Origin of the sequence: Flectobacillus major DSM 103, assembly GCF_000427405.1 — a bacterium.
GTDB classification, from domain to species: domain Bacteria; phylum Bacteroidota; class Bacteroidia; order Cytophagales; family Spirosomataceae; genus Flectobacillus; species Flectobacillus major.
Window position 1 is genome coordinate 31,314 of the sequence record NZ_ATXY01000003.1, and the last position, 21,978, is coordinate 53,291.

The 21,978-nt window shown below is 38.4% G+C and carries 11 protein-coding genes; 7 read left to right on the plus strand and 4 right to left on the minus strand.

Annotated elements, in window-relative coordinates; all coding sequences use genetic code 11:
* Positions 1-5 precede the first annotated feature (5 nt).
* The 4 genes from FLEMA_RS0100330 to FLEMA_RS0100345 all read right to left on the minus strand — a co-directional run bounded on the left by FLEMA_RS0100330 (position 6) and on the right by FLEMA_RS0100345 (position 5,253).
* A complete protein-coding gene (locus tag FLEMA_RS0100330) occupies positions 6-1,091 on the minus strand; it encodes an efflux RND transporter periplasmic adaptor subunit (protein ID WP_026993732.1) in 1,086 nt (361 codons plus the stop codon).
* Between the two features lie 163 nt (positions 1,092-1,254).
* Positions 1,255-1,680, minus strand: coding sequence for a hypothetical protein (locus FLEMA_RS0100335; protein ID WP_026993733.1), 426 nt, complete (start codon positions 1,678-1,680; stop codon positions 1,255-1,257).
* Between the two features lie 432 nt (positions 1,681-2,112).
* Positions 2,113-3,276, minus strand: a complete 1,164-nt coding sequence (locus FLEMA_RS0100340) for a glycoside hydrolase family 88 protein (RefSeq protein ID WP_044170316.1) — start codon at positions 3,274-3,276, stop codon at positions 2,113-2,115.
* Positions 3,277-3,327: 51 nt separating this feature from the next.
* Complete coding sequence (locus tag FLEMA_RS0100345) at positions 3,328-5,253, minus strand: heparinase II/III domain-containing protein (protein WP_044170318.1); 1,926 nt, start codon at positions 5,251-5,253, stop codon at positions 3,328-3,330.
* A gap of 1,000 nt (positions 5,254-6,253) precedes the next feature.
* On the opposite strand from FLEMA_RS0100345, the gene FLEMA_RS0100350 reads away from it, so the two are divergent.
* The 7 genes from FLEMA_RS0100350 (at position 6,254) to FLEMA_RS0100390 (ending at position 21,936) form a co-directional block, all read left to right on the plus strand.
* Positions 6,254-7,861, plus strand: coding sequence for a glycoside hydrolase family 32 protein (locus FLEMA_RS0100350; RefSeq protein WP_229359299.1), 1,608 nt, complete (start codon positions 6,254-6,256; stop codon positions 7,859-7,861).
* 369 nt (positions 7,862-8,230) lie between these two features.
* The gene (locus FLEMA_RS0100360; protein ID WP_044170343.1) at positions 8,231-10,942 is read left to right on the plus strand and encodes a substrate-binding domain-containing protein; all 2,712 of its coding nucleotides are present in this window, start codon (positions 8,231-8,233) and stop codon (positions 10,940-10,942) included.
* Positions 10,943-11,365: 423 nt separating this feature from the next.
* A complete protein-coding gene (locus tag FLEMA_RS0100365) occupies positions 11,366-14,512 on the plus strand; it encodes a SusC/RagA family TonB-linked outer membrane protein (RefSeq protein ID WP_026993738.1) in 3,147 nt (1,048 codons plus the stop codon).
* A 73-nt stretch (positions 14,513-14,585) separates the two neighbouring features.
* The gene (locus FLEMA_RS0100370; protein WP_026993739.1) at positions 14,586-16,292 is read left to right on the plus strand and encodes a RagB/SusD family nutrient uptake outer membrane protein; all 1,707 of its coding nucleotides are present in this window, start codon (positions 14,586-14,588) and stop codon (positions 16,290-16,292) included.
* A 349-nt stretch (positions 16,293-16,641) separates the two neighbouring features.
* On the plus strand, positions 16,642-17,760 hold the full coding sequence (locus FLEMA_RS0100380; protein ID WP_026993740.1) for a glycoside hydrolase 5 family protein: 1,119 nt from the start codon (positions 16,642-16,644) through the stop codon (positions 17,758-17,760).
* 188 nt (positions 17,761-17,948) lie between these two features.
* Positions 17,949-18,974 (plus strand): glycoside hydrolase family 43 protein, encoded by a 1,026-nt coding sequence (locus FLEMA_RS0100385; RefSeq protein WP_026993741.1) that lies wholly within the window; start codon positions 17,949-17,951, stop codon positions 18,972-18,974.
* Between the two features lie 559 nt (positions 18,975-19,533).
* Positions 19,534-21,936 carry a glutaminase family protein gene (locus FLEMA_RS0100390; protein WP_044170320.1) on the plus strand — a complete coding sequence of 801 codons (2,403 nt, stop codon included), beginning with the start codon at positions 19,534-19,536 and terminating at the stop codon, positions 21,934-21,936.
* Positions 21,937-21,978 lie beyond the last annotated feature (42 nt).

The window sequence follows — 21,978 nt, forward strand, 5'->3', positions numbered from 1 at the left end:
TATTACTATTCAGCGTACACTTTTAGGTTGGCAAGAACTTGTTTAGGGTCTTGATAATTGTAGCTTATTTTGGTATTATCTTTTACCTTACGGATACCCTCAAGTAAGATTTTATCGTTTTCGGTAAGGCCATCTTTAATAATATACAAATCAGGCATTTCGGCACTAACTGTAATTTCTTTCGACCTTACGACATTGTCTTTTCCAACTACAAATACATACTTTTTTTCCAAGACCTCAAAAGTGGCTTTTTGCGGAATAATAATAGCATTTTTGAATGGTACAACCATTTCGATATTACCTGTTTCGCCATGACGTAACAGTCCTTTAGGATTCGGGAATGTTGCTCTGAAGGCAATATTACCTGTTTCGTTATTGAAATCGGCTTCGATGGTTTCGACTACCCCAGGGTGTTCAAATAACTGATGATTTGCCATCGACAATTTTACTGTCATCAGGCTATTTTTAGGAGCTGACGATTTATAATTAAGATATTCGGCTTCTTGTACATTATAGTAAACCCACATTTTGCTATTGTCCGACAAAGTGGTAAGTAGGTCGCCCTCTTCCAAAAGACTACCAAGTCTTACCTGAAAGTGGTCCATGATACCATCAAAAGGAGCTCTAATTTCGGTAAAACCTAAGTGTACTTTTGCAATGCCTAATTCAGCTTTAGCTTTGTCTAATTTTGCTTTTGCCAGTGCTAATTCATTGCGAGATACAATATTACTATCAGCCAATTGCTTGGTATTTCGGTATTCTACTTCTACCAAATTAACTTCGGCCTGAGCTTTTTGTACTTCAGCTTGGTATTGCAAAGGCTGAATCTCAAACATCAATTGCCCTTTTTTAACAAACTTACCTTCGTCTACATAAATCTTTTTAAGATACCCTCTTTCCAATGCTCTTAGTTCGATATGTTGGATAGCATGAATCTGACAAACATATTCATTGGTAACAGTTGTATCTTTTCGGATTGGACTGGTTACAAGTAGTTTGACATCTTCTTTCTTTTCTTCCTCTTTTTTGGTTTCACAACTGGCAAGGCACAAAAGTGCACCCAAACCCGCAAGGGTGAGAATTTTGTTCATGATGATTTTCTTTAATGAGATAGATTAAATAATTGAAATTTTAGATAGTAAATGGCATAACAAGGCTTCTAGCTCATGTAGCTAGCCTATTACTTGGTTACGAGAAATACTTATAATGGGAAATATTGGGGGCAATACACAACTGCCGCTTAGTAGCATGAAATCATATTCTGAAGACACGGAATACGATAAATAATTTGTTAAGAGGATACTGCGAAAAATGCTTACCGAAATGTAAGACTGGTGAAGTGTTGAATAAAGATACTATAGCATACCAGCTATAGAAAATAGCTGAGGATACATTACTGTTGGCTAGACTCTTTTTATATAAAGTAAAACTTTCTTTTTCGTCTTCTTCTTGTTCTTCATCAAAGTAAAATAACTTTTCTTTACTTTCAGATGAAACAACTCGGCTGAGTGAAGCCGTCGGAACTTGATGAAAGTTGTTGCCAACTAATTTAATTTCATGAAGGCTTTTGATAGGGGTATAAAATACACGCTCCTTCTGCATATTAGCTGTCAGCTGACCGCTAAAACCCAGTAGGAGAATACACAATGGTATTAGATATTTTATATATGCCTTATTCATTGGGACTAAAGTAATCCACGATTATTATCGTACCAAATTTTTTAGCTATATTTTTCACAAAAAATATTATTTTCCTTTATTTTTCATATTAAATCTTTTATTATTCAAAATAATCAAATATTAGTTTAGGTATTTTAAAATGATTTTTATTCTTAATCTTCAATGACAATTATCACTTTTTAGTAAAATTATAAGTGGTAAAATATCTTTCGAAATACTTCCTTTCAACCTTATTTCTTGGAAAATTACTATTGGCATAAAAATTACATCAGGATTGGCACTGTGATTTTAAGAAGGGAATCTCCTCAACCTGAAAGGCTTACATCATTAACAATCTGATTACTGAACATTTTACAACATAGCATTCCTCACTTATGAATACCCATATTTACTTCGTACAATTGTTCAGTAATCAGAATCATATCAGGTATGCTATTTTTTTATTTTTTTGAGTTGGTTATATCTTAGCAATGCCTCCAAATAATAATAGTCGGCATACACAAGCGGTACATCCACTTCCGAATTACCTGGCTTATGGCCAGTGCTATGCATCAAAATAAAATGGTTGTTTTGTCCAATCTGAGCTTTGAATGCTTGGCTAGATAATGTTTCGAGCATTTTAGTGGCGTTTTGAATATAATATGCTTTTTGTTTTGCGGTTGAATACTGGGCAAGTTCAAATAATGCAGAAGCGGTAATTGCTCCAGCCGAAGCATCTCTTTCTTCGTTGGGTTTGCTATAATCCCAATACGGAATTTTGTCGGCAGGTAAGTTGGGGTTATTCAAAATAAAAGCGGCAATTTTATGAGCTTGGGCTAGATATTTAGGGTCTTTGGTTTCACGATACATAACCGTATAGCCATAAAGTCCCCATGCCTGACCACGAGCCCATGCCGATTCGTCGGCTGCCCCTTGGTGTGTTTTTTTGGCCAAAACTTCGCCATTAGGCCCATAGCAAATCACATGGTAGCTACTGTTGTCGGCTCTAAAATGATTTTTTAAGGTATTATCGGCGTGTGTAACACTAATATTGTACAGACTTTTATCGCCCGAAGTTTTTGCAGCCCAAAACAAAAACTCTAAATTCATCATATTATCAATAATTACGGGATAATCGTATTTTTGCTGAAATTTATTCCATGATTTAATTAAACCAACCTGAGGGTTAAATCGAGTAGCCAACGATTTTGCCCCCGTGAGCATGATATTTTTATACGTTTCATTTTGAGTAAGACGGTAGCCATTTCCAAAAGGGCAATACAACATAAAGCCCAAATCATGTGTACCAGTATTGTATTGTTCTTTTTCTACAGCCATTGTCCAGCGTTCGGCGGCTTCTTTCCATTTGGGGTCGTGGGTATATTCATACAAGTACCAAAGCGAGCCACCAAAGAACCCACTACACCACCAATCTGATTTCATATCACGCGGCGAGCCGTCGGGATTGGTCGACTGTGGAAATTTGGTTAAATCTGGATGAGCCGCCAGCATGCCTTCATATTGCTTGGCAGCAGACTCAAATTCTTGCTTAACATTGATTTGCCCAATAGTACAATGGGCAATTAGTACCAAAAGAAAAGTTTTAACTATTTTCATAATTATATTGGAGGGTTTAAATATAGACTTAAACACTGGGAAGAATCTCTCCTACTCAGTTGTAAATGATATTTTGTATTGCCCTTTGCTTTCGAGCGTAGTTTTGTTAAAAATAAGCCTTGTAATAGAATTTCTTCCCCATTTTGTTTTGAAACTCTCGTATTCCATACCCTCAGTAGAAGGCTTATCAGTTGCGATACTCCATACTTTGGGGTCGTAATGAACGATTAGTTGCACGTTGTTATTTCCTTTCAGTAATATTTTTCCTTGCTGAGACAAATCGACATTACAGATTGTCATTAATACTTGTTGCATTGCTGTTGGTGATGCCGAGAGTACGTAGTTGTCACTAAGCTCTATTATATTTTTGATGCGATTTAATTTTACCAAACGATTCCATACTGTAATCCCTGCTTCTTTAGGATAACTTGCGGCAATATCCATTGCCAAACTAGCTTCTTTGTCATTGGTAATAGCTTTTACCTGATGAGCCTCATAATTACGGCCAGCTTTTTGCCCTATTCCATTCACAATAGGTAAATTGTGGTATTCTGACCGTGTAAACCAAAGTTCATAGCGTTGTTTTGAAAAAGTACGAGCAGTATAGTTACCTCGGCCTGCATCTATAATCATAGGTTGACCATCAAGATATATAATAAAATCCCCTACGTCGTTATGATTATGGCTTTCGTCATTATGCCCTCCATGAGTGGCCAAAAACAAACCATTGCTAGAACGTGCCGTAAGTACTTGTATATCGCTAATCCATGCGTCTTTGACAGGCTGAAAAGGAGGCTGGTTTTTATCTATTTTTTGGACACTCAATAGGTTTTCAATACGACGCATTCGTTGATAACCTTCTGTTTTTATACTTGGATAAGCCGCAAATGCCCAATTACCAAACTGAATAAGCTTGTCGTCTTGAAGGGCTTTACCAAAACGGTACAACATAAGGCCATCGGGGCGAAGTGTGGGGTCGGCATCGGCAAAGTTGACAAAGTAGTCGCCACTAATATGGGTTTTGTAAATGTAATTTGCCATATTTTTGATCAAAGCATTGTCATAAATATTGACGGTATTGTGTGTGGCTTTTTGTAGTAACTCCAAACAATCGAAGACACTCCCTCCTGCCGCAAACCAGTAGCTTGGCCCTTCGTCGCAACCGCCGTCATCGCCAAGGCTATTAAGATATGAATCTAGCCCAATCATTGAGCCATACACCATTTCGGCACGACGATTTTCGTCTTTTTCTAATAACAAAGCACTCAAAATCCAATTGGACATAATCCACGGATTCCAGTTATTAACAGGCTTAGTTTTGCTCATCCATCCGTATCGTTCTGGGTTTTTGAGCAAAGGCTCAAATATCCGTACATTGGTTTCGTGATAAATTCTTTTACGAACCAATGGATTGATTTTGTCGAGTTTGTCTCCTACAAAATAGTCTGCTAAACCTACTACAGAAGCAGTTTCTGCCGAAAATAAATCTACGACAGGATTGGTAACATCTGGCAAACCTGTACCTCCAATATGAGCAGGAACGCCCCAATAACTTTCTTCACAAATAGACCAAATACCATTGAGAATAGCTTCCATAAAGCGGCCCTTATTTTCAATACTTTCGGCCAGAATCAATTGAACCAAGGCATTCCGTTTGCCATACGAAATTTTACCATGCCTTGAACGATCGCCAGAACGCACATAATCTAAAGATAGGGTAGCGGTAATAGGTTCAAAATTGTAGGAAAGATTCGCTTCACCGTCTTTAATAATACTCCTTAATACCGAATCTGGGACGGCATCTTTCCACTCTGCGGGTGTTTTTGGATAAGGATTCCACTGCTTTTGAGGAATGAGGTTCTTTTTAACGCTTTCGAGTTGGTAGCTTTTAGCAAAAATATTCCGTTGAATTATTTGTGCATATCCTGCTACATTCATCATTAGTAAGATGATACTAATAAGCTTTATTTTTTTCATAAAAATAGGATTAATGATTAATACAGATTCAAAAGATTTGTATTGCCAAAATTATAATCGATGGGATATACACCTTAAAGACAAACGATGAGCTAAAACTACGTAGTATCAAAATTATTTTTTGAACCTAATGTTCAGAGATCTCAATACTTTCATCCAATACATTTACCCAAAAATCAAAGTGACACGCTGTCACTTTGAAAATCATATTGGATACTGACCATTTTCGAGAATCTACTAACTGCCGAATTTATTCGCCAGTTAACTGGAATATATATTAGCATTGAGCAAGGATATTCTACAAGCTACTTAAATAGAGTTTATACATCCAAAATCAAAGTGACACGCTGTCACTTTGAAAACCATAGTCGATACTGACCATTTTCGAGAATCTACTAACTGCCGAATCTATTCGCCAGTTAACTGGAATATATATTAGCATTGAGCAAGGATATTCTACAAACTGCTTAAATAGAGTTTATACCTCCAAAATCAAAGTGACACGCTGTCACTTTGAAAACCATAGTCGATACTGACCATTTTCGAGAATCTACTAACTGCCGAATCTATTCGCCAGTTAACTGGAATATATATTAGCATTGAGCAAGGCTATTCTACAAACTGCTTAAATAGAGTTTATACATCCAAAATCAAAGTGACACGCTGTCACTTTGAAAACCATTTTCAAAATACAATATTCATTGAATAAACTATTTTTGTACAAAAACAACAGTACCTATTTAATCCTAACACCTTGTTGTTTAGACTTTGCTAATGCAAAAAGGTGTTAGGAGACTTATTAATAGATGTATCAAAATCTAAATAAATGTAACATTATTGTACTTTTGTCGCTTTCACAAAACTACAAAATTACACCAATCACCTAAAAATCAATTATTTATATATTGTATCAAAATTTAAGGTATCCGAATAATAACTTGAAGAGGTATTGACAAATGCTTTGTACTTTTGACCTATCCAATTGTACAAAACATTAACAATGAAAACCAAAACCATGTATCCAAAAACCTTCGGAAAGAGTCTTTTCACTGTATTCGTTCTATTATTATCGCTAGGAAACGCTATGGCTCAAGAAACACCACAAGCCACCTATCATGAAACACATCGGCCACAGTATCATTTTTCGCCCGCCAAAGGCTGGATGAACGACCCCAATGGTATGTTTTATTACGAAGGTGAATATCATTTGTTTTATCAGTATTATCCCGACAAGACCGTTTGGGGGCCTATGCACTGGGGGCATGCTGTTAGCAAAGATTTGGCTCACTGGGAAAACCTCCCTATTGCCCTATATCCCGACTCGCTAGGTTATATCTTTTCGGGTAGTGCTGTGGTTGACTGGAAAAATACAAGTGGTTTTGGTATCAATAATCAACCGCCTCTGGTGGCTATTTTTACCTATCATGATATGGCTGGCGAAAAATCAGGTAGAAAGGATTATGAAAATCAGGGTATTGCTTACAGCAATGATAAGGGGCGTACTTGGACAAAATATGTGGGGAATCCTGTGCTAAAAAACAATGGAACTACCGATTTTAGAGACCCAAAAGTGATTTGGGATGAAGCCCGAAAGCAATGGGTTATGGCTTTGGCTGTACAAGACCATCATGAATTTTGGGTATCAAAAGACCTTAAAAATTGGGTAAACACAGGGAGTTTTGGCAAAGAATGGGGCAATCATGGCGGGGTATGGGAATGTGCCGATTTGTTCCCACTCAAAAATGGCAATACCACCAAATGGATTTTAATTGTTAATATCAATCCTGGTGCTCCTAATGGCGGTTCTGGAACACAATATTTTGTAGGAAATTTTGACGGAAAAACGTTTCACCTCGACGAAGATTTCAAACCTTTGGTAAGCAATGGAAATGCGGCTTGGCTCGACTACGGGCGAGATAATTATGCTGGCGTTACGTGGTCGGATGTGCCAAAATCAGATGGTCGACGCATTTTAATTGGTTGGATGAACAACTGGCAATATGCCAATCTTGTACCTAGCTTACAGTGGCGAGGTGCCGCTACTTTGCCAAGAGAACTAAAATTAGTGGCTACTCCACAAGGATACAGAGTGGCGGTTGTACCAGTCAAAGAGCTACAGTCACTAAGAAATATCAAGCAGGTTTTTTCTCTAAAAAATCAAAAAGTAAAAACGGCTATCGACTTAACGCCTCAATTAGGCTTTAAGTCAACTTTGTCCGAAATAGAAATATCCTTTGAAAAACCTCAATCAAAAGGTATTCTTGAGATTGAAATAGCCAATAATAAAGGTGAGCGTTATGTCATTGGCTATAATACAAGTACAAATACTTTTTTTAGCGACAGAACACAATCGGGAAAAATTCAGTTTTCAGACAAGTTTGCCAATAGTGTTCATACAGCACCAAGGTTATCCAATAGCAATACCATAAAGCTTCATGTATTTTTTGATGTGGCATCTGCCGAGCTATTTGCCGATGGCGGTACTAGTGTTTTGACAGATACATTTTTTCCTAATGAAGACTATACCAAAATTCAGCTCAAAACCGACGGCACTACAATTGCCATAAAGGAACTGAAAATATGGTCACTAAAAAGTACATGGAAATAACATCTGTGAAACAGCTTCACCAAGTTTTGTTTTTCCATGAAAAAAGGTATTTCAATCGTCATCAAGAAGTACTCAGTTGGTTGGCAAAAATTCAATAACAACTTATTAGCTTATTCATTTTTCAAAATACTTCTTCTAATAATACTGCATTATACTAGACATACACGGTATTGTACCAAGCCAAAGTAAAAAATTGGTACAATACCGTAAAAACCTAGTGCTACTCTGTGTTATAAAATATTCAAGAATCAAGCATATTTTTATTTTGCTCCATAACTTTAAGATAATTTGCGGTAGCAATTTATCTTTTTCGCTTTATAAAGCCTCGGCAACTATGGCATGTTTGATACATTATACAAAGACAAACTCATGAAAAGAATCTTTCAAATATTAATATCCATATTTGTTTTGGTATGGCTCAACGCTTGTCATCGTAAAAGTGAGCCAGCCTTTACTATCGGGTTTTCGCAATGTGGTATGGACGACCGCTGGCGAGTAGAAATGGTAGAAAGTATGAATCGAGAGTTGAGTTTTTATCCAGAGTCGTCGATGATCCTCAAAGATGCTCGATGGAACAACCAAACACAAATCAATGATATAGAGAATTTTATTGCTCAAAAAGTAGATTTAATAATCGTTTCGCCCAACGAAAGCCTTATATTACAACCTGTTATTGAAAAAGCTTTTCAGCAAGGTATTCCTGTAATAGTAGTAGACAGACGCATCTATTCTAGCCAGTTTACGGCTTTTGTGGGGGCTAGCAATTATTTGGTGGGTAAAAATGCAGGCGAATATGCCAATATATTACTCAATGGAAAAGGGCATATTTTAGAGATTGGCTTTGGCCCCACAAGTACTCCTTCTATTGATAGACACGCAGGGTTTCTGCATGCTATCAACCAACATACTGGCTTACACATTGATGAGTATTATAACAGAAATTGGTCGCAAGAACAGTGGGGGGCTGTACTAAAAGACTACCTGAAAAAGAAGCCAACATCTGTTGATTTAATTTTTCTTCACAACGACCGAAGTGCCAACCACTGCTACAAAATCTGTAAAGAATTAGGACTAGAAAAGAAAATCAAAATTATTGGTGTTGATGGAAGTGTCGGCGAAGACCTTGGACTTGATTTGGTACAAAAAGGTAAAATAAATGCTACCATTTTGTATCCGAGTGGCGGAGAAGAGGCCATCCAAATTGCTATGAAAATTTTGAAAAAACAGCCTTATCATAAAGAAAATGAGCTATTTAGTACCGTAATTGATGCCAAAAATGTCAGTATTATGCTGGCTCAGCACCAAAAAATCAAAGAACAACAAGAAGATATTAAGCGACAAGTCACTAAAATTCAGGACTTAACTCGTATCTTTTCCTTTCAGCGAAATACCCTATACCTTACCCTTTTTTTCTTGTTGATGGTACTTTCTTTAGGAGGCGTATTATTCTATTTATTAAGAGAAAAACAAAAATCAAACCTTATACTAGAACAGCAAAACCACGCTATTCTGGCTCAAAAAAATGAAATAGAACGGATTTCGCAGTTGGCCAAACAAGCCACCGAAGACAAACTTCGTTTTTATTCCTATATCTCACACGAATTTAGGACACCCCTGAGCCTTATTCTAACACCCACCGAAGATATTTTACACCGTAAATCGGGCGATGTCAAAGAAACCCGTCAGGCATTTCAGTTAATTTATAAAAATGCCAATCGGCTGCTTCGACTGGTTGATCAGCTACTAGAACTCAGAAAAGTAGACGCTGGCAAAATGGAATTAGAGCTTCAACAACGTGACTTGATTGCTTTTGTCAAAGAAATCGTTACCGATTTCAACCTAAAAGCTAAAACACAACATATTGATTTACAGTTTATTTGTCCATTCAAAACACTACCTTTTTGGTTTGATGCCGAAAAGCTTGATAAGGTTTTTTTCAATATTATTTCTAATGCCTTCAAATATACCCCCGAAGGAGGTTCTATTCATATTTCATTACTGAAAAATATAGAGAAAATAGAAATTCTCATTTCCGATAATGGTATTGGTATGAGCAAAGAAGAAAAAGACCGAGCCTTTGATTTGTTTTACCGAGGCAACCAAAATATTTCTTTGGGTACGGGTTTAGGCTTGGCTTTATCTCGCGAGTTTGTCTGCCTACATCAAGGAGAAATAGAAGTAGATTCACAGAAAGGAAAAGGCACAACTTTCAAAATCATTTTGCCCATCATTAATCCTAGCCCTAATGCTGAGGCCACCGAAAAGGTTGTTGAAAAACCCTATTTGCGTGAGGTACTAGAACCAAAAGTGGTAGCTGATACCGAAACCCTTCAATTGCACGACAACACCGTTGTTTTGATAGAAGATAACCAAGATTTGAATTTGTTTTTACGGAAAAAACTAGAAAATTCGTACAACACCGTAGCGGTAGAAACAGCCGAAAAAGGCTGGGAAGAAATTCTCAAAAATATTCCCGACCTAATAATCAGCGATGTAATGTTACCAGAAATGGATGGATTTTCGTTAACCCAAAAAATTAAAAATGATTTTCGTACTTCGCATATTCCTGTAATTTTGCTGACCGCCAAAGGCCAGATGGAAAGCCAAATTGAAGGTACAAAAGCAGGAGCGGATGCCTATATTGCTAAGCCTTTTAATCAACAATTATTAGAAGAAAAAATCAAAGGATTACTCGAAAATCGTGACAGAATGCGTCGTCGTTTTTCGAGTGAAATAACCAATCCCAGCCAAATACAAAAAAATGAGCGTAAATTTTTGGTAGAATTTGAATTATTAATTGAAAAAAATATCAAAGATAGCTCTTTGTCTGTCGAAAAACTCAGTAAGGAATTGGGTATGTCGAGGGTACAATTGTTTAGAAAAATATCGGCACTAACCAATAAAAATGTTACCGATTATATAGCCGATTTTAAGCTACTAAAAGCTAAAGCCCTTTTAAAAGAATCCGATAAAACTATTGCAGAAATAGCTTACGAAACTGGTTTTAATAACCCTAGTTACTTCACTACCTTCTTCAAACAAAAGACTCATCAAACGCCTTCTGAGTGGCGAAATTCGTGATGTATCATTACTGATAAATAGGTAACAAAAGTTGAATATTCAACTTTTGTTACCTCAATAAAAAACACACAACACTCTGATTAGCAAATATTTACACACCTGTATCAATATCAATATTCTTTGAAAGAATACTTACATTCATTCCTCTCGTTATAAGATAATTTTGATTCATCGAAAACTTCTAAAAGTTCAACTATGAATCTAATTATACTTACTTTCTCATACACACATACCTTCGTATCGAACCAACTACTACGGAGGTTTAATCACATTATAATAACTATTATGATGGCCATTTGTCAACAGCTACAACAATTTTGTCTATTAACTCCCAATCATACCAATACCCGTCGATTCAACCGAATCGCCACACAAATAAAAAGTACCAATTAAAAACCATTTTTAACCTAATATCCAAAAATAATGAGAAAAACTTTATTATTCATGCTCACCTGTGCCTTGCTTGCCACTGTGCAAGTAACCTTTGCACAGCAACGAACCATTACAGGCAAGGTTGTAGCTGCCGAAACAAATGAATTACTAATTGGGGCAAACGTACAGATTACTGGTACGTCGAAAGGGGCAACCACCAATTCCGAAGGTACGTTTTCGCTCAATTTACCCGAAAATGCTACTTCATTGACGGTATCTTTTGTAGGATATACTACCCAAGAAGTACCTATAGCAGGACAAAGTAATATTGTAATAGCCCTAAAAGCTGGAAAAGAATTGAGCGAGGTAGTAGTAGTAGGTTATACCTCTTCTCGTAAACAAGATTTGACGGGGTCGGTAGCGGTAGTAGATATGAAACCCCTCAAAAATATTAGTTCGGGCAACCCGATGCAGTCCTTGCAAGGGCGTGTTGCTGGCTTGTACATCGAAAAGGACGGCTCGCCTAATGGCTCAAATAGCCGTATTTTGATTCGTGGAGCTAATACTTTGGGCAACAACGACCCACTCTATATTATCGACGGTATTCCAACTACTCGTCCTGAAGTATTTCAAAATATTAGCCCATCCAATATTGAGTCGGTACAAGTATTGAAAGACGCTTCGGCCGAATCTATTTATGGTGCTCGTGCATCGAATGGGGTAATTATTGTTACCACCAAAAATGGCGGGAATACCAACGGAAAAATAGAATTTCAGTACAATAGCAGTGTGTCGATTCAGTCAGAAAAATCTATGCGTTTGAAAATGCTCAATGCTGTAGACAGGGGAAAAGCCCTTTGGCAAGCATCTATCAACGACGGGCAAGACCCAGCAGCAGGCTATGGCGAAATCTATAATTTTGACTGGAACAAAAACTTTAGCAATCCTGTACTCAATGGTATTTCGGTAAAGCCCTTTGTTGGTGGCGACCCTAACACTCCTGTAGGCGATACCAATTGGCAAGATGTTATGTACAAAACAGGTATTGTAACCCGCAATGATTTTACGATTTCGACAGGTAACAAAACTTCGTCAATTGAGGTAAACTTTGGACAACTCAAAAATACAGGGATGTTGCGTTTTACTGGCTACGAGCGTTTGAGCGGAAGCATCAATGCCATTACACGTGCATTTGACGACAAGCTCAAAATTGGCCTTAGTTTAAGGGTAGCCAATTCTGACGAAACCCTAACCGCTAGAGATTTGGGGGGTGCTACAACAACCTTTTTGGCTGTAACATTAGCTCCAACAATTCCAGTTTACCAAAAAGATGGCATTACGTATGCTGGTGCGTCGGGTGCTGGGTATTCAGACAGAAATAACCCTTTGCACATGCAAGATTTGGCAAAATGGAACAATGCCAATCGCTTGAGTACTTTTGGAAACGTATTTATTGAAGTACAACCTATCAAAAACTTGTTTTTCAAAACCAATATTGGTGCCGACGATGCACGATTTTTAAACAAAGTCATTACACCGACTTTCTCGGAAGGAGCTTTCAACCGTACCACCAACAGCTTACAGTTTGATCAAAACCATTTTTTGAGCGTAACTTGGTCAAATACCCTTCGATATAACTGGGATTTGAGCGATATTCATCACTTTAAGTTTTTGGTAGGAACAGAGTATATAAAAACAGATTTAGATTTTCAAACCACCAAAAAAGAAGGCTACGCTCTTCAAACAGAAGATTATTTTACCCTTAATGCAGGTACAGGTAATACCACTGTTTCGGGTGGTTCTACAGGACACCGCTTGTATTCACAATTTGCTAGGGTTGATTACAACCTTTCTGACAAATATTTGGCGGCTCTTACGATTCGCCGTGATGGTTCGTCAAGATTTGGTGCCGATAACCAATATGGTATATTTCCAGCAGCTTCGTTTGGTTGGAAACTCGACCGAGAAAATTTTATGAAAGACAGCAAAGTGTTCTCTGAATTAAAAGCAAGAGTTGGGGTAGGCCGAGTAGGAAACCAGCAAATTGGTGACTTAGCACGTTTTGGGCTATTCGATACCCGATATGGTACTACACAAGCACAGTTGGGAGGTGGTTTTTGGGAGCAATACATGAATATAGGTACAGCTTATTCACTGTCAGGAGCTAATACAGGTACATTACCGTCGGGTTTTGTACAAACACAAGCTGCCAACTCAGCCCTAAAATGGGAAAGTACCGAAGAAATCAATGCAGGGGTAGACTTTGCTTTTTTGAATAACAAAATCTTTGGTTCATTCGACTACTTTACCCGCAATACCACTGGTATTTTGATTACACCTCCAGTAGCATCGGCACTAGGTGAAGGACAATCAAAAGCCGTAAATGGTGCTTCAAAATCCAATAAAGGTTGGGAATTGGTACTGGGCTATCATGGCGATACTGACAATGGGCTCAAATATAATGTAACAGCCAACTTTGCTCATTTTAGAGACAAAATCACTGAATTGCCAGAAAATGTTCGTCCAGCCTATGCAGGAAACCTCATCAATACCATTATAGGGCATTCGCAATTTGATATTTTTGGTTACAAAACCAATGGCCTTTTCCAATCGCAAGCCGAAGTAGATGCTGCACCCACTCAGGTAGGAGCAGGGCCAGGCCGAATCCGCTATGTTGATACCAACAACGATGGTAAAATAGATGACCTTGATAGAACTTGGTTGGGTACAACCCTTCCTGCTCTTGAGTATGGTTTAAGAATAGATGTGTCGTACAAAAAATGGGACTTGGCCTTATTTGGTTCGGGCGTAGCGGGCAGAACAGGCTTTGATGTATATACCTTGTTCAACAACCTCATGAAAGGTAGAGAAAATGTAGGCCCTGGGGTATTTAATGGATGGACTCCACAAAATCCAAATACAAGAGTACCAGCCCTAACACTAAAAGATAACAACAACGAAGGCCGTACTTCCGACTATTTTATTGTAAATACCTCGTATTTCAAAATGCGTAATATTCAATTAGGCTATACGATTCAGCCAAAGGCGGTATTCTCGCGAATTCGTGTTTTTGCCATGGCCGAAAACTTATTTTGGCTCAAAAGCAGTAGCTACCAAAGCCCCGACCCTGAGCGTATCGATCTAGACCCTGTTCCGATTCCAAAAACTTTTACGTTTGGTATAAACGCATCTTTTTAGGCAATCCACAAAAACTGGTCGCAGGTACATAACAAGCCATTGAATTAACTTTTCCAACTTCGATTCTAAAAAAATGAAACATAAGATATTTTCACTCATGCTAGTTGCAGGATTATTAACATTAGATTCTTGCAAAGAGGCACTCGATTATACCCCTACAGGTGTATTGTCTTCCTCAGACCTAACTTCACCAACGGCCATTGATGGCCTAGTAACTGCCGCTTATGCAGCCATTGGCAATGGCGATATGATTGGCCCTATTTATAGCAATTGGGCGTATGGAAGTGTTCGCTCGGACGATGCCTACAAAGGCGGTGGCGGTACTGGCGACGTTGGCGAAGTAGATGCCCTTGAGCACTACAACTTAGTAACTCCTACTATGGGCTCGTTTGTAACACGTACTTGGCAAAACCTTTTCAAATCTATTTCAAGATGTAATGTGGCTTTGCGTGCTGTAAATACCCTTTCAGAAGCCAATTTTCCTAATAAGAAAACTCGCTTGGCCGAATTGCGTTTTCTGCGGGCTCATAGTTATTTTACGATGAAGCTTTTGTATAAAAACATTCCTATTTTTGACGAAACAGCCACCGAAGAAGAAATTTTAAAGGTATCAAATACCCTTTCTAATGACGAATCGTGGAATAAAATTGCGGCTGATTTTCAATTTGCAGTAGATAATCTCCCCGTAAATCAGGCCGAAATAGGAAGAGCCAACAAAGTAGCAGCTCAGGCATATTTGGCCAAACTAAAATTGTACCAAGCTTATGAGCAAGATGCCAACCATAAAGTAATCAATATCAACAAAACAAGGTTGCAAGAGGTAGTGAATCTTACTCAGGCCGTTATTTCGTCTGGTAAATATAGTTTGAGCAAAGATATTGCCGATAACTTTTTACCCGAAACAGAAAATGGTCCCGAATCTATTTTTGCTATTCAATTTACTATCAACGATGGTACAACTGCAGGCCGTTTGAGTTTTGAAGATGGCCTCAATTACCCTCATGGTGCCCCTCAATATGGCTGTTGTGGTTTTCATGCCCCAAGCCAAAACTTGGTAAATGCTCATGCTACCGACGAAAATGGCTTACCCAAATTTGCTACTTTCAACAACGGAAACATAGATTTGAATACCGCTACTGTAGACCCACGCCTTGACCACACTGTCGGAATAGACGGCCACCCTTACAAATACGACAACACTAAACCTTTTAGTAATAGCTGGGTGCGTGATGCTGGGGTATATGGCAATTTCCACTCGATGCGCTTTCAACAATTAGCCACAAGTGGTTCGTATTTTAAATTAGGCCCCTTTATGGGAACAGCCAAAAACTACGATATTCTTCGCTATGATGATATTTTGTTGATTCAGGCCGAAGCTTATATAGAACTTGGACAGCCCGAAAAGGCTTTGCCTCTGATTAACCAAATCAGAAAAAGAGCTTCTGAAAGTACAGGTCGATTAAAAAAAGCGGATGGTACTTTTGCCTCGAAATACCTAGTAAATGAATATGGTAGCACAGGCTGGACACAAGACTTTGCCAGAAAGGCTTTACAGTGGGAACGTCGCTTGGAGTTTGCTACAGAAGGAGCTCGTTTCTTTGATTTGGTACGTTGGGGTATTGCCGAGCCAACACTGAATGCCTATATCAATGTCGAAAAAACCAAAAGAACTTACTTGGCAACAGCCAAATTTACGGCAGGTAGAGACGAATATCTGCCTATACCACAAGCAGAAATTACTTTTACCAATGGTTTGTACAAACAAAACCCTGGTTATTAAGCCATAATGTACTGCAAGTTTTATGCACTTTTATGGACTTTGTTTTTACGAAAATGAAAGTAAAATACACCATTCTACTGGTTAATGAATTTGAAGGTGATGCAAAAAAGGTAGTCGATAAGGCTACCTTTTTTCTTTATACTCCATACTCAACCACCAATGTTTGGTGGTTGTTTTGACCATCATCATGTACACAAAATTCGCCCCAATAGCCTATTTTGATACAAATTCTACCTTTTTGAGACGTTTTGACTAATAATTGAACAAAACAATCAAAGAATTACTATTTACTTTGTTCTATTATTTATAAGAATATTTTTATAAAAGTATTTTAAAGACATTTTTTATAATGAAAAAAACGTATCTCTACCTAAGCATCTTATTGATGGCTATGGGCTTAGTAGCTTGCCAAAAACCTCAGAAAATTCGCCAAATATGGTCGAAAGAAGAGGCCAACCAATGGTACCAAAAACAGAGCTGGCTTGTTGGGGCTAATTATATTCCTAAAACAGCCATCAACCAACTAGAAATGTGGCAAGCCGACAGCTTCGATACCCTCAATATCAACAAAGAACTTGGGCTAGCCGAGTCGCTAGGAATGAATACTATGCGTGTATTTTTGCATGATTTACTATATCAACAAGACTCGGTAGGCTTTTTGAAAAGAATGGATACTTTCCTTCAGATTGCCGAACGTCATCATATCAAGCCGCTATTCGTTTTGTTTGACTCATGCTGGGACCCTTTTCCTCTATTGGGCAAACAACGCAGCCCCAAACCGTTTGTACATAATTCGGGATGGGTACAAAGCCCCGGCTACAAAACTTTACAAGATTCTACACAATTTCCACGATTAGAACAATACGTAAAAGGTACTGTTGGGCATTTTGCCCACGACGAACGTATTTTGGGCTGGGATGTCTGGAACGAACCCGATAACCTAACGGGGGCTTCTTATGAAAAAGTAGAATTAAAAAACAAAGTTGAAATTGTAACTCGTTTGTTAGCCGACGTTTTTGTATGGACACGTTCGGCAAATCCTATCCAACCTATCACTTCGGGTATTTGGGCAGGCGACTGGTCGAGCGATAGCAAGTTAAAAGCCATTGAAAAACTGCAATTAGAGCAATCAGATGTTATTTCTTTTCATAATTATGACAAAGCTGAAGTCCTCGAACAAAAAATCACACAGCTTGAACGCTATGGCAAACCATTGTTATGTACAGAATATATGGCTCGCCCCAACGGAAGCACCTTCAGAAGCTCGTTGCCTGTAGCTCAAAAGCACCATGTAGCCATGATGAACTGGGGTTTTGTAGAAGGTAAAACACAAACGATTTATCCTTGGGATAGCTGGACGAAACAATATACAGCCGAGCCACCTGTTTGGTTTCATGACATTTTTAGAAGCGACGGTACACCCTACAATATCGAAGAAGTAAACTTGATTCGTAAAATGCTTCAATAGATAACAATAAGTAGGAGGGATGACAAGTGATGCGTGTTGAGGCGAAATAATTACGTACGAGTTATGTTTTCATAACAGATTATTGTAAGTCTAAAGGGGCAAAGCTACTCGTAATACTGATGACCAACCCGCTAAATTGCAATTCACTTGCCTATTCATTCGCTAAAACACTCAATCTGAAAGATACCATGTTCAAACAACCGATATTATTTATTGCTCTCTTGCTTTTGAGTTATACCAGTATTGCCCAACAATTAACCAATCCATTATTACCAGCAGGAGCAGACCCTTACAGTTTTTTTAAAGATGGCTATTACTACTATACCCATACTGTTGGCAATAGATTGATGCTATGGAAAACCCAAAATCTAGCTGATTTAAAGGCTGCTCCAAGCAAAACCATCTGGACTCCACCACAAGGAACGCCATACGCTAAGAATATTTGGGCTCCTGAAATACACTATATTCAAGGCAAATGGTATATGTATTTTGCGGCTGACGATGGCAAAAACGAAAACCACAGAATGTATGTCATAGAAAATGCCTCGCCCGACCCTATGCAGGGTGAATGGGTATTCAAAGGGAAAGTTGCTGACAAAAATGATAAATGGGCTATTGATGGTGATGTTTTTGAGCATAACAAACAGCTATATATGATTTGGTCGGGTTGGGAAGGCGACATCAACGAGCAACAAAATATTTATATTGCTAAAATGTCTAATCCTTGGACAATTGCTAGTGAAAGAGTTAAACTCTCAGGGTCGGATTTTGACTGGGAAAAGCATGGCGACTTGCACGATGCCAACAACCCACCACACGTAAATGTCAATGAAGGCCCTCAGTTTTTGAAACATGGCAATAAAATATTCATTATTTACTCAGCAAGTGGCTGCTGGACAGACTTTTACGCTTTAGGAATGCTTACTGCCAATGCTTCGGCAGATTTGATGAAGCCTACCAGTTGGAAAAAATCGCCCAAGCCTGTATTCAAGCAATCTACTGAAAATAAGGTGTTTGCTCCCGGGCATAATTCCTTTTTTAAATCCCCTAATGGTAAAGAAGACTGGATTTTGTACCATGCCAATCCAGAAGCAGGACAAGGCTGTGGGGGGCATCGTTCGCCAAGAGCTCAAAAATTTACTTGGGACAAAAACGGTATGCCTAATTTTGGCACACCTGTTAGTACAATTACAAAATTAGCTGTACCTCAGTAATTACGAAACAAAAATAGACCACTCATTTACAATAAGTTACAAAATAATTTATACCCAATTTTCTTCAATATATTCCTACTGTTGGTTAGCAATAATTTTACCCATTCGTAAATGACGTTGTCTACAGTTTTCAGGGTAATAGAAGTGCTGAATTACAAAAGCCTATTAGAATAAGTAATTAATTATCAAGAAATAGCTAGATTTCAAATCTCTGGATTTTTAATATGAAAGGATTTTGAGGGGTTTATTGCACAAATATCCTCTATAGATTTTTCCAAACAGAAAAACATTGACAATGCTATGTACCCAAAAGCGTGTAGTTCTTAATCTTTTAGTTCCCATGTACTCTCGACGCTATTACTATGAAAAGCAAAATTTATTGACTTTACTATATTTCTTGGTATAGTCATCTAAGAAAGGCTATACCAAGTTGATTAATAAACGAATACCTGAGTAACTCAGCCAACAAAGGTATCTTGAAAAGCTAATTAATCACTGATTATCAAACACTTAATAAATACAAAAAGAATCTCATCCATATCAATACTCTTTGTCTCGTATGAAAAAAATAATCATGGCATTTTGTAGTCTTTTTGCCATATCAGCACAAGCACAACAATTACGTCCACCAGCCTATCCATTGATTACCAACGACCCATACTTTAGTATTTGGTCGTTTTCAGACCAAGCTAATCAATCGGTAACACGCCACTGGACAGGCAAAAACCATTCTTTACAGGGTATTGTTGAGGTCGACGGCAAAGCATTTCAGTTTTTAGGAATGCCACAAATCCAATATAAAACCTTAATTCCAACAGCTTTAGAGAAAGAATACTCGGCCAAGTATACCTTCAATACCCCTAGTACTGGTTGGGAAAAAGAGCAGTTTGACGATAGCCAATGGGCTATTGGCAAAGCACCGTTTGGCGACGGGGCAGGTAGTAACCCCATACGCCCAAATACAGCTTGGAAAACCAAAGATATTTGGTATCGTCGTACGATTACACTCAGTAATTTTTCTCCCGAAAATATCCGTCTACAAGTCAGCAACGACGACGACGTAGATGTTTACCTCAACGGCGTATTAGCTTACAGTTGTGGCCCATGCTATATTGCTGGATACGAAAGCTACAAACTTTCTCCAGAAGCTCAAAAATCTCTAAAAAAAGGCCTCAATACCCTTGCGGTACACTGTAAAAATCCCCAAGGTGGTGGCTATATCGACGTAGGAATGGTAGAAGAAATTCCTGCTAAAAATACCATAGCAAACGCTCAACAAACACAAGTATCGGTCAAAGCAACCAATACGCATTATACTTTTTTGGCTAACGGAGTCGAGCTAAAAGTGATATTTACATCGCCCTTGTTGATGGACGAACTAGAGGTATTAGCACGTCCTGCTTCGTATATTACTTTTGAAGCAAAATCACAAGATAACCGCTCGCACAGCGTAAAGGTAAAGTTTGAGGTATCGGCCGACCTAGCCGTAAATATGCCTACTCAGGAGGTAATTACCCAAGTACAAGCCAATACCCCAAAAGGTCTACAATTGGTGTCGGCAGGGTCTAAAAGCCAGAAAATTTTGGGAAAGAAAGGCGATGACCTCCGTATCGACTGGGGGTATGCCTATTTGGCAGGCAAAGAAGTTACACTGGCAGTAGGTAATAGCAACGACAGAGTCATGAAAAGTACCCTTAATTTGGGCAATGTCGGTACTAAAGCCTCACAAAAACACTTAATTTTGGCTTATGACGATATTTATTCGGTACAGTATTTTGGTAAAAATCTTCGTGCTTGGTGGCGAAGAAACCCGTCGATGACTGTTCAAAAAATGTTGGATGAAGCCGAAAACAACTATACTAGACTGATGAATAAAACGGCTCAATTTGACACACAACTATATCAAGATGCCCAAAAAGCAGGAGGAAAAGAATATGCCAACTTGTGTGAATTAGCTTATCGTCAGGCAATTGCAGCACACAAAGCCGTTGACCGTGGCGATGGTACGCTTTTGTTCTTTTCAAAAGAAAACTTTTCCAATGGCTCTATAGGTACTGTAGATGTTACCTATCCATCTGCTCCGATGTTTTTGTTGTACAACAATACCCTGATGAAAGGACTCTTAGAGTTTATTTTTGAGTATTCAGAATCGGGCAAGTGGGGAAAACCTTTTGCTGCTCATGACGTAGGAACGTACCCTTTGGCCAATGGACAAACCTATGGCGAAGATATGCCCGTAGAAGAGTGTGGCAATATGGTGATTTTGGCGGCTGCCGTTTGTCAGAAAGATGGTAATGCTGATTTTGCAAAAAAACACTGGCCAACCCTTACTACTTGGGTAAAATACCTTGTAGAAAATGGCTTTGACCCAGCCAATCAACTGTGTACCGACGACTTTGCGGGGCATTTGGCTCGCAATATCAACCTTTCGGCTAAGGCTATTGTGGCTATAGCAAGCTATGGCAAAATGGCAGCCTTGATGGGCGATACCCAAACCGCTACAAAATACAGCCAAATTGCCAAAGAATACGCCAACAAATGGCAAGAGATGGCACAAGCAGGTTCTCATTATGCCTTGACTTTCGATAAAAAAGATACTTGGTCTCAGAAATATAATCTTGTATGGGACAAACTTTTGGGATTGAATCTATTTCCTGCTTCGGTTATGAAAAAAGAAATAGATTATTATTTGACCCAACAACAAACCTACGGATTACCGCTTGATTCAAGAAAAACCTATACAAAGTCAGACTGGATTGTTTGGACAGCTACTATGGCCGACAACCAGCAAGATTTTGAGGCATTGATTAAGCCTATTTGGAAATTTGCCAATGAAACACCATCGAGAGTCCCATTGACAGACTGGCACGAAACTACTACTAGCAAACAAGTGGGTTTTCAGGCACGTTCGGTAGTAGGAGGGTATTTTATCAAAATGCTCGAAGGAAAAATTAATAAATAGTTGGTCAAAACTCATCAAAGGTCTGATTAGGGTATATTTTAT